The sequence below is a fragment of the Chryseobacterium foetidum genome (assembly GCF_025457425.1).
Taxonomy (GTDB): Bacteria; Bacteroidota; Bacteroidia; order Flavobacteriales; family Weeksellaceae; genus Chryseobacterium; species Chryseobacterium foetidum.
This window is the reverse complement of record NZ_JAMXIA010000002.1, coordinates 1-17,422: the sequence shown is the minus strand read 5'-3', so window position 1 is coordinate 17,422 and position 17,422 is coordinate 1. Positions and strand designations below refer to the sequence as shown.

Annotated in this window: 11 protein-coding genes; 3 read left to right on the top strand and 8 right to left on the bottom strand. The window is 36.9% G+C overall.

Features of this window, described 5'->3' with window-relative positions; genetic code table 11:
- Positions 1-675, bottom strand: a complete 675-nt coding sequence (locus tag NG809_RS17445; RefSeq protein ID WP_262152607.1) for a hypothetical protein — start codon at positions 673-675, stop codon at positions 1-3.
- Positions 676-1,230: 555 nt separating this feature from the next.
- On the opposite strand from NG809_RS17445, the gene NG809_RS17440 reads away from it, so the two are divergent.
- Together NG809_RS17440 and NG809_RS17435 are read left to right on the top strand one after the other, a co-directional pair.
- Positions 1,231-2,220: a C-type lectin domain-containing protein gene (locus tag NG809_RS17440; protein ID WP_262152606.1), complete on the top strand. Its 990-nt coding sequence runs from the start codon at positions 1,231-1,233 to the stop codon at positions 2,218-2,220.
- Positions 2,221-2,231: 11 nt separating this feature from the next.
- Complete coding sequence (locus NG809_RS17435) at positions 2,232-3,191, top strand: C-type lectin domain-containing protein (RefSeq protein WP_262152605.1); 960 nt, start codon at positions 2,232-2,234, stop codon at positions 3,189-3,191.
- Positions 3,192-4,045: 854 nt separating this feature from the next.
- Here the strand turns inward: NG809_RS17435 and NG809_RS17430 are convergent.
- The 6 genes from NG809_RS17430 to NG809_RS17405 form a co-directional block, all read right to left on the bottom strand.
- A complete protein-coding gene (locus NG809_RS17430; RefSeq protein WP_262152604.1) occupies positions 4,046-9,457 on the bottom strand; it encodes an N-6 DNA methylase in 5,412 nt (1,803 codons plus the stop codon).
- The gene (locus NG809_RS17425; RefSeq protein WP_262152603.1) at positions 9,444-9,881 is read right to left on the bottom strand and encodes a DUF1896 domain-containing protein; all 438 of its coding nucleotides are present in this window, start codon (positions 9,879-9,881) and stop codon (positions 9,444-9,446) included. Before NG809_RS17425 ends, NG809_RS17430 begins: the two co-directional genes overlap by 14 nt.
- Positions 9,882-9,937: 56 nt before the next feature.
- Positions 9,938-12,028 (bottom strand): type IA DNA topoisomerase, encoded by a 2,091-nt coding sequence (locus NG809_RS17420; RefSeq protein ID WP_262152602.1) that lies wholly within the window; start codon positions 12,026-12,028, stop codon positions 9,938-9,940.
- A 63-nt stretch (positions 12,029-12,091) separates the two neighbouring features.
- Positions 12,092-13,567: a DUF3945 domain-containing protein gene (locus tag NG809_RS17415; RefSeq protein ID WP_262152601.1), complete on the bottom strand. Its 1,476-nt coding sequence runs from the start codon at positions 13,565-13,567 to the stop codon at positions 12,092-12,094.
- 75 nt (positions 13,568-13,642) lie between these two features.
- Positions 13,643-13,957, bottom strand: a complete 315-nt coding sequence (locus NG809_RS17410) for a helix-turn-helix domain-containing protein (RefSeq protein ID WP_262152600.1) — start codon at positions 13,955-13,957, stop codon at positions 13,643-13,645.
- 26 nt (positions 13,958-13,983) lie between these two features.
- Positions 13,984-14,244, bottom strand: a complete 261-nt coding sequence (locus tag NG809_RS17405; protein ID WP_262152599.1) for a helix-turn-helix domain-containing protein — start codon at positions 14,242-14,244, stop codon at positions 13,984-13,986.
- Positions 14,245-15,097: 853 nt separating this feature from the next.
- Here NG809_RS17405 and NG809_RS17400 point away from each other — a divergent pair.
- Positions 15,098-15,541, top strand: a complete 444-nt coding sequence (locus tag NG809_RS17400) for a JAB domain-containing protein (RefSeq protein ID WP_262152598.1) — start codon at positions 15,098-15,100, stop codon at positions 15,539-15,541.
- 99 nt (positions 15,542-15,640) lie between these two features.
- Here NG809_RS17400 and NG809_RS17395 read toward each other — a convergent pair whose 3' ends face one another.
- Positions 15,641-16,891, bottom strand: a complete 1,251-nt coding sequence (locus tag NG809_RS17395) for a site-specific integrase (RefSeq protein ID WP_262152597.1) — start codon at positions 16,889-16,891, stop codon at positions 15,641-15,643.
- Between the last annotated feature and the right edge of the window lie 531 nt (positions 16,892-17,422).

Below are 17,422 nucleotides of genomic sequence, written 5' to 3'. Positions count from 1 at the left end.
CTAAATCTTCGGCGGTGGCCGGACAGTATAGACCTTTAAATAAAGAGCAGAGAGCGCCTTACTGCTGTAGTCCTGATATTTAACACAATGAAGGAGACCAAGACATAAAATGACAGGAACAGACCTGAAAATTGCAGAGGCCTTGAAATTACTGTTGTCATTGCCACCTGGTACTACATATGCCTTGCAGATTTTTGAAGAACTAACAAATTGTGATGGTGGTGGAACAGCATTGATAATGACGTGTCTGCGAACAGCGAATTCATAGTTAGCAGGAAAAGCCTTTTCAATTTTTTTTTCTGAAAAAATTTTATCCTGTCTTTTTCTTTGATTTTTCGATTTAAGCTTCGAAATATCTTTCCTCGCCCTTGAAGCACCGGAAGCAACAAATTTGTATCCCAAGACAACAGCCTTGTCAGATGTTGACACTAATTCATACCTCCCAGCTGATATAATATTCTTGTTGAAATCTATATCATTTGAATAAATCTCTGCACCATTACCTATCACAACTATGCCTTCCTGCTGTGCTTTGATAAATACGCATAATGAAGGAATTACTACGGTAAGCAGTATCGTAAAAATCTTATAAACAAAAAAAGATAATTTCTTTTCGCTTACAGATATTCCCGTTATTTTTTTGAGACAGTTAATGGCATTATTTTTCGCTGGCAAAAATATAAAATTTAAACAGCAGTTGCGGAATAAAAATTAATATTATTCATAAATTTTTAATGTTCATAATAATTCACAAATTCACCAACCATCGGTGCTACATACGTTTTTTACGAAATAATATAAGATGAATAAAACACAGAAAATATTTCACAATATAACGTACTAATGATTAATTTTTACATTGAAATTTGGTATTTTATTAATGGTTAATTTACATATATTCTGATGAAAAATACATCTAAAATTCAAATAAAATATTATTTACAAAATAATATTTTCGACAAGAAAATTCTATTGTAATGAAAAATATTAATAAATTTGCAGAAAAAAAAATAAAACATAACTAAAATTGTTTGTTAAAACAAATAAATTGAACGATAAAACACAAATTAATGATTACAGTTCATCAGTGGTTATTAGAATTATGAAACTCTAAAAACTGAGAGAAGACAACCAGTTAATAGCGATTATCTTGTTATGATTTATCGAATGGCTTTTGTGAAAGTCCCCCACAACTGCACTAGGATAAGAAATATGTAATTTATATACCCGATGAAAAAAAGAAAAAGAAATGTTTACACAACAGTTAAAATTGCTGCTGTGTCAATCCCCTTAATTTTATTCAGTAACGCAAAAGCACAGGTAGGAATCAATACTGCTACCCCTAAAGCCACCCTCGATGTTACTGCCAAAAACACAAATGGTTCTTCTCCTGAAGGTGTTATCGCACCAAGACTTACAGGAAATCAGCTCGTGGCTGCTAACGATCAGTATCAACCTTCTCAAACAGGAGTTATAGTATATGCTACTTCGGTTCCGACAACTACAACTGCAAAAACAGTCAATATTACTGCGCCCGGTTATTATTATTTTGACGGAGCTGTGTGGAATGGGATGGGAGCACAAAGCACAACAACAACATTAAGCATCAGTTCTATAATTGATCCCAATATTCTTGGCTATGTTCCAAGTACGACAGCAACCGCCATAAACAGTGCTCCTGCAAGTGTGACTTCCGGAACAATAACTATGACAAGAACAGGTATCACAACTTTGAATGGTCATTCATATGCTGCTTATTCTGCATCAGCAGACAATCTTTCATGGTATGCTGCTTATATATTGGCAAAAAACATGGGCGGATACCTGGCAACATTTACAACTGATGATGAATGGAAACATATAGAGACAAATCTACTTTCCAATACTGCATTTGTAACAAATAATGCATGGATTGGATTTGCAAAATTTTCATGGTTTGCGGGTCCTGCCCTAACTCCAGATCCTGAAGAAAAATGGATTACTGGTGAGCAGCCATTACATGATTATAGCGCCGGTGGAGTAACAGCAGTTAGGAAATCGAATTGGTTTCAGGCAGGTCAACCCGATAATGCCCAAGGCGTTGAAGGATTTGTCCATACGTACAGGGGAAATGCTTCGTTCAATAAGGTGCTTAATGGGTATACTTCTAATCATCCTTGGAATGACCAGAAGGCAGATGCAGCTGGTAGATTCGGATTTATCGTGGAATTTCAACAATAATATTCTGTAGTATGAAAAAAATTTTAATATCTGGTTTATTGGCTTATTCACTGATAGTATCTGCTCAGATAGGAATAGGTACGACTCAGGCAGCATCTACACTGGATGTAACGGCAGTAAAAACTGACGGGACAACTGCCGAAGGAATTATGATGCCACGCCTCACAGGCGACCAAATTAAAAATGCAGGCAGTCAATACCTTGCTGATCAGACAGGAACTATTATTTACGCTACATCGGCACCAACATCAACAGATGCGAAAACGATTAATATTACTAAAGCCGGTTACTACTATTTCGACGGTACAGTCTGGAAAAGCATGGGGAAGATTGTCAATAATACCATCATCAGCTACTCAACAACTGTAGATCCAAATATTTTAGGTTATATCCCAAGTAAAACTTCCACTGCATCATCAGCTCCTGCGACAATGCTGATCAATGGAATTACATATACAAAACAAAATGTAATTATTCATGCAGCTAACTCGCATTCTTACACTGTTTATTCAGGTCCGCAACCTCTTGACTGGTTTCAGGCATATAATGCTGCAAAATCATTGGGAGGTTACCTTGCAACATTTACTACAGACGTAGAATGGCAGTTTGTGGAAAGTAACCTTTTAACTAACAGCCCCGTTTTCGCGAGCCAAAAAGCATGGATGGGATTTGTTAAATTTTCATGGGAAGCTGGCCCGGCATTAACTCCCGATCCTGATTTTAAATGGATTACGGGTGAACTGCCTTTACATAATTATGAACTTCAGGGCACTGGTGCGGTGAAAAAATCTAATTGGTTTGCACCTAATGAGCCAAATAACTATAATATTGGTGAGGGTTTTGTCCATACCTGGGCACGTAATGATGGATTAACCAGAACTATAGGGAACTACACCAGCGCGCAGCCATGGAATGATTATCCTTCAAATCATAATAACGTCAATTGTTTTTTAGTTGAATTTCAGCAATAAATTCAACTGAATCTCAATATTTTTTTTCTTTTTTAACAGATTATCTGCCCCTCTTAAGGGGCTTTTTAGTTTCTTGATATAATATTAAATTAAACCTGAAGAGATAGTGCGTACTTTAATAAATACGATGCCAGTTTGATTTTTATATCAGTATTTGTATCTCTGAGACCAATGCTGAGCCTATACTGACGCAAATTTGATATAACTGTACATCTGAATATAGAAACAGGCCGTTTTAGTGAATCACAATATTAAAGTCATAGAAGTAATAGCCAAATGATAATATTGAGTCCTTTTTTAAAAACCTTATTTCTGGTCGGATGCATTACAATTGCTGAATCTATGACCTTTGGCAGAGTATCAGTTAAGTTGAATACAGAAAAACATACACATTATCTTGTAATCTTCCTTTAAAAAAAATAAAATTGATTCATATACTCTAATCCCACAATGGGAATTTTCATCATTTATGTTTTTGAGCTTTCTCTGTAGGAAAGCTTTTCTAATATTTACTACTGAAAATATTATATATCAGAGAGTTTGAACTAAGATTATCTCATCGGAGCTCTTCGACTAAAATACTATCCTCTCGAAATTCGGAATTGATGATTTTCATTTTTTTTTCGTTAATACTAAATGAAAATTCCATATTTATAGACTTTAGATCATTTGATTTAAAAAATTCGTGTACAAGGATGAGCCACTGACACATTATACTTTATTGTTTTTATTTATTATCATTTGGTTTAATTTCCGTTTTGGAGAACGGAATGAGAATTGGCAAAATTTAAACACTAATAATATGATTTTGGATAGACACCAGCATTTTAATAGTATATGTCATTCAGTGTCGACTAAAAATTAATATTCTTTCTAATCTGAATAGTTTTTTTTACTTCATCACATGTTTTTTCAACGCTCTGAGGTTCTGAATGGTCTGTCAGTGATAATTGAATCTTGCGTTCTATCGCAGCTAAATCATTTTTATAGTTCGATAATAAAGTTTCTTTCTGCCACATGCTGCTGACAATTTCAGTGAGAACCGGGATGTCGGTCTTCATTTCATTTACTTTTTTCTCTTCCTGCCTGATGAGTGTGGGAAGTTTTTCCAATGCATTGAGAAAATTCATTGCTGCCAATTTGGGATCGGAAGCAACCAAACCATTGTTGTAAGAATATTTGATATTGCCTTCACCGGTGATAAAAAAACGGTTGATTTTGATATCCATTCCTTCTTTTTCCGAAACTTCTGTTTTGACCAGTAACCTGAAACCATAAAGTTCTCCAATTTCCTCATACTGCCCTGCCGTTCTTGCCTTTGAAGAGAGTTCCTTCAGTTTTGAACCTATTGATTTTATATCTGCAGTCCCGGGAAGATCATTCAGTTGAACAGGGTTGGCAATTGTTCCGTCCGGTGTATGCCGGATTCGTTTCTGCAGATTATTCCAGTCAGTTCTCATTTTATGCAATTTTGAGCTGGAGTTTTCCAACGATGCAGAGAGATCTTCCAGTTTATACCTGGAACTCATTTTAGAACGATTAAAAGAATGCCTTTCACTTTCTAAACCGTTGATCATTTTTTCCAGTTTTGCTTTTTCTAAAAGATCGGTATTGCCTGATAAGATTGCTACATATTCCGAAAAGTTCATTCCTGATTTTTCATCCATACTTCCTTCATCAATCGTGCGCTTATTTAAACTGTTGTTTTTAAGCTGATCGATGAATAGTTGTTTGTTGTACAAAAGATTAAATTTATAACTGTCCAAAGATTTTTCCACAGCATAAATAATCACATCAACTTTATTATCAGCAAAATGTTTGGCAATTTCATTTCCCTTCCGAATTGCTCTACCATCTCGCTGAGCCAGATCGCTCGGTCGCCAGGGGGTATCGAGATGATGAATGGCTACTGCTCTTTTCTGAGCGTTGACTCCCGTTCCAAGCATATCTGTTGAGCCGAATAATACCCGAACACGGCCTTCATTCATAGAATTAATGAGGTCTTTTCTCTGCTTATCATTTTTTGCTTCCTGAATAAACCGGATTTCGTTTGACGGAAGGCCATAATCTTCCGTAAGTTTTCTTCTGATCTCTGAATAAACATTCCATGTATTAGGTTTATATGTTCCAAGATCCGAAAATACAAATTGAGATCCTTTCTGAGCATTAAACCGCTGGTAGTAGTCAGAGATTGTTTTAGCACAGTGAGATGCCTTGCTGTCAGGATGATCTGAATAGTCTTCACTGATCATACGCATATCCAGTGACATCTTTCTTGCATAATCGGTAGCGATCAGCATCTTTGCTTTTTCCTCGGATGGTGAAAGTGGTTCTCTGCCTAAAAGTACGGCATTGCCGGATTTTGCAAATTCCATTAAATTTTTTATAAATATTTCCTGATCGGGGGTGGGCGGAATGTTATACAGGATTTCATTCTTTTCGGGCCGGTCAATACCGATATCCCTGGCTGTCCGATAATCTGTAATTTCTGAATAGAACTGTGCAAGTTCAGGAACTTTGATGAAATACCGAAACCGTTCTTTCTGTACAATATTATTGGCTACTGAAAATTCATAGTCAGTTGTTTTACGGGCGTAGATCGCTGCCCACGCATCAAAGCAGTTGATTCCCTGTTTTTCCAGAGCTTTTGGACGAAGATATTTAAAAAGTAAATACAGTTCCGTTAACGAGTTGCTGATGGTAGTACCCGAAAGGAAAGTAGCACCCATATCCTTTCCGGTACGTTTCTGTATGGTACGGATTGCAAAAAGCAGGTTCATCGCCTTTTGACTTCCCTGCATATTGCCTAATCCTGCAACTCTGTCATGACGCGTATTGAACACCAGGTTTTTGAAGCGATGACTCTCATCAACCAACAGATGATCAATGCCCATCATTTTAAAATCAACCACTTCGTCCTTTCTGTTGTCAATATCATGGGCCAATGTTTTCAGTTTGACTTCCAGATTCTGCTTTCTTACCAACACTCCTTTGAGCATTGCTCTTGAGATTTCTTTTCCCTGAGCTTCTAATGCCGACAAATTTTGTTCAACGCTTTTAAGTTCATTTTCTAAAATCTCTTTTTGCAGTTCGGGAGACTGGGGAATCATTCCGAACTGGTCATGCGTTAAAATGATGCAGTCCCAGTCATTATTTTTAATATCTCCAAAGATGCGCAACCTTTTTTGCGGGGTAAAATCTTCTTTGCCAGGATATAATAATTTTGCGTGCGGGTATGCAGTCCGGTAGGTTTCAGCGATTTCATGAACGTTGGCCTTTAATCCAATAATCATAGGTTTGTGAGCAAGACCTAACCGCTTCATCTCTTGGGCTGCTGTACACATAATCAACGTTTTACCTGCCCCTACTTCATGATCACAGATCGCTCCCCCATTCAGCTTGATCATCCATACTGCATCTTTCTGACTGGAATACAGATCGACAATTCCCAGTGCTTTTCGGTCAAGACCCGGAAACTGCTGATGGCTGCCGTTATATTGTGGTCTGATAAAACAGTTAAAAGTGTTGTTATACTGGTCTGTTAACCGGGATTTAAATTCATCGTTCTGAGCATATAAATAATCTGTAAACGCTTTTCGGATTTCATCGATTTTTGCATTAGCCATCTGGATTGCTTCCATATCACGAACTTTTACTTCCCTATCATCAACGTAGATTTTTTTGGTAATATCCGGGGTCGTATTGACCAATGCATTTTTTAGCAGCGCGATGCCGTCAAAAGTCCGGCTTTCAGATTTCACCGCGTACTTATCATTAATGATTATATTCTTATGATCACATTTCACTGAGAAATCATCTGAACTCTCAGAATAGGTAATACGCACATCAGTATCAAAAAGATGGGAGGCAAAATGATTATAAATACCAACGGGAATCCACCTTTCACCCAGATTAAAATCCAGTTCTTCAAATTCAATTCTTTTGGGGTGGACATCCTTTAAAACTTCTAAACTTCGTTTCGCTTCGATATCCTGTGGATGATCGGACACATATTTTTCAATTTCAGATGTTTTTTCTATTACATTTCCTGAAATCCACCGCTCGGCAATCTCATATTCTCTTGTGAGAGGATTTAAAAATAACCGGTCTTTTAAAGAGTCTTTGAGGTGTTTATTACTTAACCCGCTGATTTGAGACATAAAATCGAGATCTATAGTTCCTGTTTTGTTCAATGATGCCGCCAGCGCTTCGTCCGGATTTTCTACGGCGGTCTGTAAATTATAAAATGAAACAGGTTTGTAGAACAGGTCTGCCTTGTGCACTACGCCACCAACGGTTTTCTCCAGATAAGGAACTTCTTTTCCGGCGCTGTCGGTCTTAATCAGTTTGATATTTTCAGCTGCATTTAAATAATTGAATTGTCTGATAAAATGATCATATTCCGAATTAAGAATGCGTCTCAGTTCCTTGTGTTCAACTTGCGTGTCAGATTCCTGCTGATACAGCTGATGGTATGCATCGCGGATTTTAATATATTGCTCAGTTCTTAATTTCTGTTTAATGGGAAGTTGTAAAGGATGAAAAAAGATTATCTCATTCCGATCGTTAAAACCTTTCAGATATCCGACTTTGCCGTCAGTCATGACTAAACAGTCATTTCGGTAAAAGGAATGCAATTGTCCTGTAAATTCACGCGGTTCAAAATTTTGTGAGTCTGATATTTGAGGAAAACTTTTATTACCTGCTTCCTGATTTATGTTAGGATATTGATGGTTTTCTGTGTTGATGGCAGGTTCATTTGGCAGATTGAATAAGTCCAGCTGTTTTGTAGCATGATAACCTCTTTTCCTGTTATCTGATCGGTTGATATCTGTACTGTTAAGAGCTGTTTTTTTGTTATGTAATTCGTTCTTCTTTTTTGTGGTAATGTGGTTGGCAGGTGTTCTGGCTTCTTCTGGCTCAAACCAATCGAACAGACTCAACTGAACATCAGTGATTGACTTGTCAGCCGAAGTGGAAGAAGTTTTTAACGGCGTTAAACTTGTAACCGCAACACTATTGGAGTGGGAATTTTCAGTTTTTACTTCTTGAGTCGAATCGATCTTAAGGGTGGGATCATATAATTTCTTATTAAAGTTGATTGCCAGGTCTTGGGTAAGAATCTTTTTTACATCATTGGAAATGCCTTCCAGTCCTTCAGCATGGTGATAGATCATAGCCGGCTTTCCGTACATATCCGTACCCTCTTTATAGGATGTATGAACAATACGGTCCCGATCCTGAAACAGGGCGTTGACCGAACCATTTTCTGAAGTGGTTTGACTTTGTACGAAAAGCTTTTCAAAGTCGGAAAGTTGTGTTTTTTGTTTGTTTTTCTGAAGGATAACCAAATCGCTGCCTACGTCAGTTCCTGAATGATCGCTGAATAAATTATTGGGCAACCGAATTGCTGAAATAAGATTATTTTCTTTCATCAATGCAGACCGTATCAATTCATTTTTTGGACTGTTCATTACACCTTGTGAGGTGATGTATATTTGGAGTCCTCCATCCCGTAACATATCAGAGCCTTTCATGAAGAAATAATTATGAATTGCTTTTGTTGACTGTGCACGGGCTGAATCCTGCCCCCTTGAATAGGACAGGTCAAATACAGAGTTGTCGCCGAAAGGAATATTGCTGGCCACGAGATCAAAAGTTTCCTGATGATAATCTGCTATCTCTTCAAAACCTTCTATATTGATCTGGCTTTCCGGAAACAGCTGTTTTAAAATCTTACCCGTCAGGAGATCTTTTTCGTAAGCAGTAATTTGAAGGGATTGATTTGAGGGGATCGTGAGGGATTGAAAAAAGGTATCTTCGTCATAGTTAGCAGTAAAGGATCTTATAAAAGCTCCGGTACCAGCTGAGGGTTCTAAAAATTTCTGAAGTAAAATTCCTTCGCCGTGTATTACATCAGCAATACTGTCGATCAATTGAGAGGGAGTATAAAAAGCCGTCAAGACTGAATTTCGCAGACTGTCAACAAAACGGATATATTCCTTTTCATTGGCTGAATAATCCTGCAGAAGTTGATGAAGGCTTTTTGTTAGTGGTAAAAATGGAAGCTCTGATTTCGTCCAATATTTTTCAGCATCTTTAATAGTTGCAGCATTCAGCACAAACTTTAAGCCTCCAAAACCAGAGTATTTTTGCAACTGTTCAATTTCTGATGCTGTGGCTCTGCGTCTTTCCTTCTCCAGAGTAAAAACCAGGCGCAGAGCTTCCAGATTGTCATGCAAATGACGGAATTTATTGAAGCCCATGTTCCTCAATCCAGATTTGAATACTGCCGGTCAGTTCCGTGTACAAAACATCATAGTCTGAGCTGTCCTCAAAATATTCATTAAAATCATATCCTGTAAAAACAGACTCACATTCGGACAACATCTGTAGTGCTAATGGTTGAATATCATCATCGTCGATTACCAGACTGAATTCGCTACAGATCACTTTAAAAAGGAGATCAAATTTGGAGAAGGTTAATTCTTCAAATAAAATAGATTCTGCAATTTCAGCGCAATAGGAAATAGAATGACCTTCTTTAAAAGCATATTCATATGCGCTTTCTGCAAGTTGTGATCGCATGGTGATGAATTTGAAATCATTTAATTTCTCGGGAAAGCTTACAGACAGAAATTCTTTCAGCCGTAGAGCAAAGTAGGATAAATCTGGTTTTTGTTTGTTCATGACGATGGTATTAAGAAGATGAGTCAGTCGAAATGTGTAGAATTTCAGGATCTTATCTAATTCTTTTTTTTATCCGGAAATTTGAATCTCGTCGTGAGGTCAGACTGCAGAACAATAAACGCTTCAAACGTTTTTCCTGCCTTACTTTTTAGATTTTTAATGAGATCAGTCCTGCCTTTTTCGATCAGCAGGCAGATATCATTGACAGAAAGCTGAACACCACATATCCTGCGGAACTGAATCCATGAACATATTTCATCAAGGCATTTAAACACTTTGTCATTAATAATTAATTCGTGACTTTTACATTTTGGACAGGTGAGTTTGGGAACTTCTTCTTTCGGAATGAGCAGAGATAAAAGTTCAACAGTGATCTGCGAAGTATATTCTTTTATGTTATTGAGGAAGTACTCTGCGTCCAGCTGTCCTTGCTCTATTTTATAGAACGCCATCTCCCACTCTGCAGTCATCTCTACGCTCGCAATCTTTTTATCTTTAACCAGTTCATAAATATGCAGTCCTTTTTGAGTAGGTATAATTGTCTTTTTTTGGCGCTGGATATAATCTCTTTTTAGCAGGGTTTCAATGATTGATGCTCTTGTTGCAGGGGTGCCGATTCCAATATTTTGTATAACTTTTTGCTGTTCTTTATTATCGAGATGTTTGCCTGCATTTTCCATCGCTGATAATACATCTGCTTCTGTGAAGAGTTTTGCCGGCTGAGTCGATTTTTCCTGAATTTCCAAATGAGAAATTTTTAAATCATCTCCGGTTTTGACATCCGGGAATTCACTAAGGATTTCTGCAGTATTGTCATTTGCTTCTTCTGACAGGATTCCTTTCACTGAACGCCAGCCCATTTGCCGAATTTTTACAGCTTTTGAATTGAACTCATAGTGATGTACTTTTAAGATTATGCAGTACTGCTCTTTGATACAGTCATCACTCAAGGTCTCCAAAAGATTAAAAGCAATGAGGTCGTATACTGCATTCTCTTTTGCAGATAATGATGACGGAATTTTACCGGTAATCAATAATCCGTGATGATCTGTAACTTTAGCATCATTCACAATCCTTTTATTGAAATTTCCAAACTGGAGCATGGAAGAAGCTTTTTTAAATTGCTCATGATTTCTCAGACATCTTACGAGCTCTGGAATTTCTGACCAGACATCTTCAGGAATATACCGGCTTCCTGTCCTTGGATAGGTGATGAATTTCTTCTCATACAGACGTTGAGCAATCTCCAAAGTCTCATCCGCTGAAAAACTAAGTCTGCGGTTCGCTACTTTCTGTAAAGCAGTAAGGTCAAAAAGCAAAGGAGCGGGTTCTGAAATTGTTTTCGTCTGTACATCCACAACCTCAGCCTTTCCTTCCCGCCCGATTGATTTAAGAATTTGTTCCGCTGATTTTTTATCTTCCCAGTGATCCGATGAATCACTCTTGAAGTCGATAAAACTTTTTCGATGTTTTAATTGAATCTGCCAGTATTTTTTAACGTTGAAATTCTGATGTTCCTGGAATCTTTTGCAGATTAATGAAAGTGTCGGGGTCTGAACCCTACCTAAAGAATAAATTCCGCTGCCTGATGAAATACTCAGAGCCTGCGAAGCATTGATACCCACCAGCCAATCCGCTTCACTTCTTACTTTTCCTGCTGTATACAACCCGTCGAAATCTTTTCCAGGCTTTAACTTTTGGAATCCTTCAGCAATTGCTTTTTCTGTCAGTGAACTGATCCAAAGTCTTTCAAATGGTTTTGTACATTTCAGATAATCATAGATATATCTGAATATCAACTCTCCTTCACGCCCTGCATCGGTTGCTACAATAATACAACTGCACTGATTAAAGACTTTCTGGATAATCCTGAGTTGTTTTGTTGCATTTGGGTCAGGATGGTAAGATTTTCCTTTTTTGATTTTCCTTTGGGTGAGTTGGAAAGGATCTGGAATAATGGGTAGAGATTCTCTGTGAAAAGAGGGAGTGCTGTAATCTTCCGGCAGGGCCAGCGAGACAAGATGTCCCAATGCCCACGTTATACAGTAACCGTTGCCTGTTAAATAACCGTTTTTTTGTTCTTTGACATTAAGAAGCTGAGCGATTTCTCTCGCAACACTGGGTTTTTCTGCGATAATTGCTTTCATAGTAGTACTATTTCGTAGTTGTGATTTTGATGAAATGATTAAAAGATTGGAAATCTGTTCTTCTTATATTCTTCTCCCCTTTGATCGGGTTGGTTTTTTCTGCTGATCATCCTGCTGTTTATTTGCAGGTTCTTTCTGTTTTGGCTGTAGCGGTTCTTTGATATTTTTGGTTGCTTCGTTTGTTTTTCCTTCTGAATTAACCGCAGTCTGTGTTTTGTGGTCTTCGGAAGGTTTGGCTTTTTCTCTTACCTGGTTGGGATTGGTAAATGAAAAATCTGTTTTTGAAGTTTCCTGGTTAAAAGTGATATAACCCTGGTATTCTTTTCCTTTACTGTCTGTCAATCCACTTATGTATATAGTCTCTCCTGCTTTGAATTTGCTGTACTGTTCCTGATCAAGATCTTTCCCTCTGAAATTTTTAGGAGCCTCCAAATTTTTATCAGGAGATTGTTTTTTTAATTGCTTCTGATCTTCAGCCAGTGTCTGAGTCTGACGTTTGTGCTGGGTTCTGTCAAAAAGAAATTCTACGTATCTCTTGTCGGCATTAAATTGAACAGTCGCATTAAATGGTTCTCCTTTTTTAGAAATCATTCCCTCAATGTAGAGCGGCTTTCCTTCAAGCAAGGTTTGTTTCTGATGATCATCAAGTTGAACACCCTTAAGTTCGTCCGGTACTTTGATGTATTGGGTTTTTAAAGCAATCAGCTCATTAGTGAGTCGGTCTACACTGATAATGGATGGAATGGGTTCGCCTGTTTTAAAATGTTTTAATTCTACGACACGACCCATGTTTCCAGTTGTCAACAGGTTCTTCTTATCATCCTCAGTAAATTGATGTCCAAAGAACGGGAAATTAAGCTGTGGCTCCTTCCTGATACCATGGATCGCCATGGTCACTTTTCCTTCTTCATTTTGCTGAAGAGAAAGTCGCGCATCCAGTTTGGTAATCGTACCCTCAAAGTTGAGACTGATCGAAATCAGATCATTGGTTTTGTAGCCTTTAAGTAAGGGGTCTAAAATATTTAGTTTTTCCAGTCTTTCTTTACTGAGACCAAGATTGGACAAGGTATTCCAATCAATTTGTTCAGGTTTGTAACGGTATTCATTGTTTTCCGGGGTTGGCTCTTTTGTTTCCATTTTTGCTGTATTTTGAGTTAATTCTGTCGTAGCTGTTTTTGGCAATTGTACTTCTGTATTATCAAGGGGAGAAGCACTTTCCTTCGTTTGGTCATTTACCTTTTGTTGCAGTTCTTTGGCTTTAGCTTCCGCCTCTGCAGCCGGAACTTCAAAAAAGGAAAATTGGCTTGGATTTTTTAACTGGCTGAAAAAATTTGAGAAGAAATTTGAGAACAGGTCACCGGATTTATCAACCCTCATAAACTCGTTTTGATTTCTTTTGGTGGGAGCTGCTGTTTTCAAATTACCTTTTTCATCGATTCCTGTTATTGCCTCAATCTTCATTTTTTTCTTGTTATGAACCAGTAAAATATCAGACAGTTCTTCTATATCAGGAAATTCTTTTTGATTGGTTTCGCTCATGATTGTAGTGTTTGGATTTGAGTACGAAAATATTTAGCTTTTAGACGATAGTTTAATCTTTGAAAGCTGGAGGAACTATTTGTCATCGTCTTTCCCTGTAATCCAAACCCCATTGTGGAGATTATTACGAATAAACTGATCAACATCTGACTTTTTATAGTACAGCTTCCCACTGATTTTATAGTACGGCAGCTTCTTATCTGATCGGTATCTTTGTAGCGATCTGGAGCTGATTCTCAGGAGCTGAAGGACATCCTGGTTGTCCAGTAATTGTTCTCCGTCAATTTCTGTATTGTGTAACTGCTTCTTGACAATGGAATCTTTCAGGATATCAAATCGCTCCATAATTCTTTCCATCCATGATATAAATTCTGTTCTTTCGATATACATAATTGTAAGTTTTAGATTAATTGTAATTATTTTGATTCCATGAGCTTTTTAATCTCTTCGTAATTGTAATAGAGACTTCCACCCAGCTTTTTGTAGCTGAGCGTTCCGTTGATCCTGTAATTTTGGAGAGTACCGGATGAGACATTCAGAAGTTTTTTTACTTCTGAAGTTCGGAGCCATTGTTTTTGAATAGTGCCTTTGTTTTCATACAACGAGGTGATGTGCTGCAGGAGTTCCTTCTTAAAGTCCTGCAAATCTTCTTTTGTGATAAGGGATAATGTGACCATTTTATAAATTTTGTTGAAGCAAAGTTTAGAAATGGTCGGCATAATAAATCACTACCTTTTCGTAGTACCGAAAGATTTTCTGCGATATTTGATAAGAATGTAGTTTTCTAAAAGAAATACTATTATAAAAGCTAATGCAAACGTTTCCTGAACATCCAACAGCACCTGCTCCTGCTAAAGCTTATCAGTATTATGCTCAAACTAAATCAGTTCCTCTCACAAAATGCTAATCCTCCCCATGAAATCAGTTTTTATATACGCACTTTTGCCAGGCATACTGGAACTCAACTTATATAGTATTGGATGATATTGCTTGATATCAATTATTAAAACACAAGACTTCATTGAGGAGAAATTGTTTGGGTATTCGGGTATCTGTTGTTATAAAGTATAATAAGACCACAAAAATATAATGTGATCATTAGCACATATCTTTCGAAATCTAAGCTGTATTTGCCAGCATGGAGGTTACCGATTTTCTATAGCAAATATATTCCGTTGACCCTGCGGAAAAAAATCTTTTTGGGTATCCACAATCCTGGATTGCGGAGCCTCCGCAAAAAGATTTCAGGCTTTATCAATCTTCTTCTTTATTGTTTTCATGGAATTGATTGCAGTTTTCCTTGTGTCTGCCTGAATGGTAATCTGCATAGAAAAGTCAGAAACCTCACAAGATGCAAATGCAGTTCATTGAAATTTTGATCATAATTATTCCTTCATGTGTACATCAGTTTATCTGATGTTAAACTTAGTAAAGAATAGAAAAAGTCAAAATTTCCTTCAATCTGCAATCTACAGGTTTTAATGTCAGGTGCGGGAAAAACAAGTCTCCGCCGTACCCGGAGCAAATCAGATGAAATTCAATATTGTGAACGAAATTAAGTTGAGCTACTCAAGAAAGGGAAATTGTGAAAGGTCTGTATTGTCATCCAGGGATGCAGTGGAAATTTTCAGGGAACATTTTGATGCTGAGGAAATGGATTACAGGGAATCTTTCTATGCATTGTATCTAAACCAGGCTAGTAAGGTTTTGGGGATTAAGAAAATCTCCGAATGCGGAATTTCATCTACTTTGGTGGATGTAAGAATTATTATGCAGGCGGCACTTCTTTGTAATGCTTCCGGGATTATTATTGCGCACAATCACCCTTCAGGAAATTTAAAGCCGTCCGGGTGTGATATTAAAATGACTGCACAGATTAAGGAGGCTGCAAAAGTTTTGAGCATGAATTTGCTGGATCATTTTATTCTGACTTCGGATTCTTATTTTTCTTTTGCGGATGATGGAATAATTTAAAATATTAAAAAGTTGGAACCCGAAAAATTTCGGGTTTCTTCGTGACTAACCAAAAAAGGTTAACCACGAAGAAACAGAAATTATACATGAATGTAATTTTTATAATTTATTCTTTAAGGAAACTTCCCGCTTAGAGAGTAGGTCGCTTAATGAATCCATTTCATCGCTTACCTTTCTGTCCATGATCTTTGCATAAATCTGAGTTGTTTTAATACTCTTATGCCCTAACATTTTACTTACACTTTCAATGGATACTCCATTTGATAAAGTTACCGTTGTAGCGAATGTATGCCTCGCAATATGGAATGTCAGCTCTTTAGAGATTCCACAGAGATCTGCTACTTCTTTGAGATAAGCATTCATTTTCTGATTGCTGGGAATCGGCAATAATTTTAAAGCTCTATGTCCACCTCTGGGATAGTCTTTATATTTGAGAAGAATTTTTTCAGCCTTTTCCAACAAAGGAATGTTTGAAGAAATTTTAGTTTTTTGGCGGGCTGTGAAAATCCATTTTCTGCCGTCAATTCCCACACCAATATTATCCGCCGTAAGATTACGGGCATCAACAAATGATAGGCCTGTATAGCAGCTGAAAACAAACATATCCCTTACAACCTCCATACGTTCAATCGTAAATTCTTTATCCTCCAATTTTCGCAACTCTACATCATCTAAAAATTTTCTGTTAACTTCTGTATATTTTGATTTGTAACCCACCAGAGGATCTCTTTTAATCCATTCATTCGCAAGACAAATTCGAATGACCTTACTCAGGTTTTTAATATATTTAACCGCAGAATTATTGCTGCAGGGATTTTCATTCTTCGTTCTCAGATAGTGTTCAAAATTATTGATGAATTCCAGATTCACCTTGGAAATGTCAATATCAGATAAATTATATTTGATCCGCAAAAAATTTTTCAAATGTCTGTAGCAGCTTTTATAACGAACCAAAGTACCCTTTGCGTATTCATTGCCTATCAACTGCTCCATCTTAACATTATGATCATTAAGAATAATGAGCAATAATCGCTTACTATCTTCCACACCACAAAACATACTTCTGATCTTTTCCGTAGATATGATCTCTCCAGCCTGAATAAGATCCTTCTGTATGGTATAAATCCGTGATCTTAGAATATCGAGATAAGTATTAATCTCTCTGACTTCTGCAGATTTCCCTTTGACTTTACCTGAATCGATACACCATTTTTCAGGCTCTATAAATCTGCCGGTCGTAATTTCCAGCCTCTTTCCTTCAAACGTCACTCGTAAGTGAATAGGACAGACTCCTTTTGATGACAATTTTGATCTTTTCACAACGAAAAGAATAGATAAATGCGTACTCATAACTAATAATTATAGATTAAAACTAATTTTTACAAAATTTTTATCTACAAAATATTATATAACTAACAAATCTTCTATTCATAGGCATTACACCGTATATCAATGACGTTATTTTTCGCCATTCGGGACCCATTTTTTGTTAATTCGGGACCAATTTAACCATTGGTCCCGCGAATTTCGAGAAGTAAGACAAATATGGTCACTGGGTAATGAAAAACAAAGCTCAACATTTCAAAATTAGCACCAAAAATAGTACAAATTTTCGCCTTTATTCGGGACCCATTTTTTTCAATTCGGGACCAATTTTAACATTGGTCCCGCGAAATTTTGTCATTTTTTTAAAATATGCTCACCTCAAAGGGAAGTAAATTTTTCTAAATGTCGAGGGACCAAAATTAGTTTTTTAAAAAGAGGTCCCGAATTAGACCACTTTATATTGCTTATTCTTACTTTTTTAACAATATAACTAAAAATAAAAAACCCCTTAAAACATTAGTTTTAAGGGGTTTTGCTGAAATTTGAATAAACTTC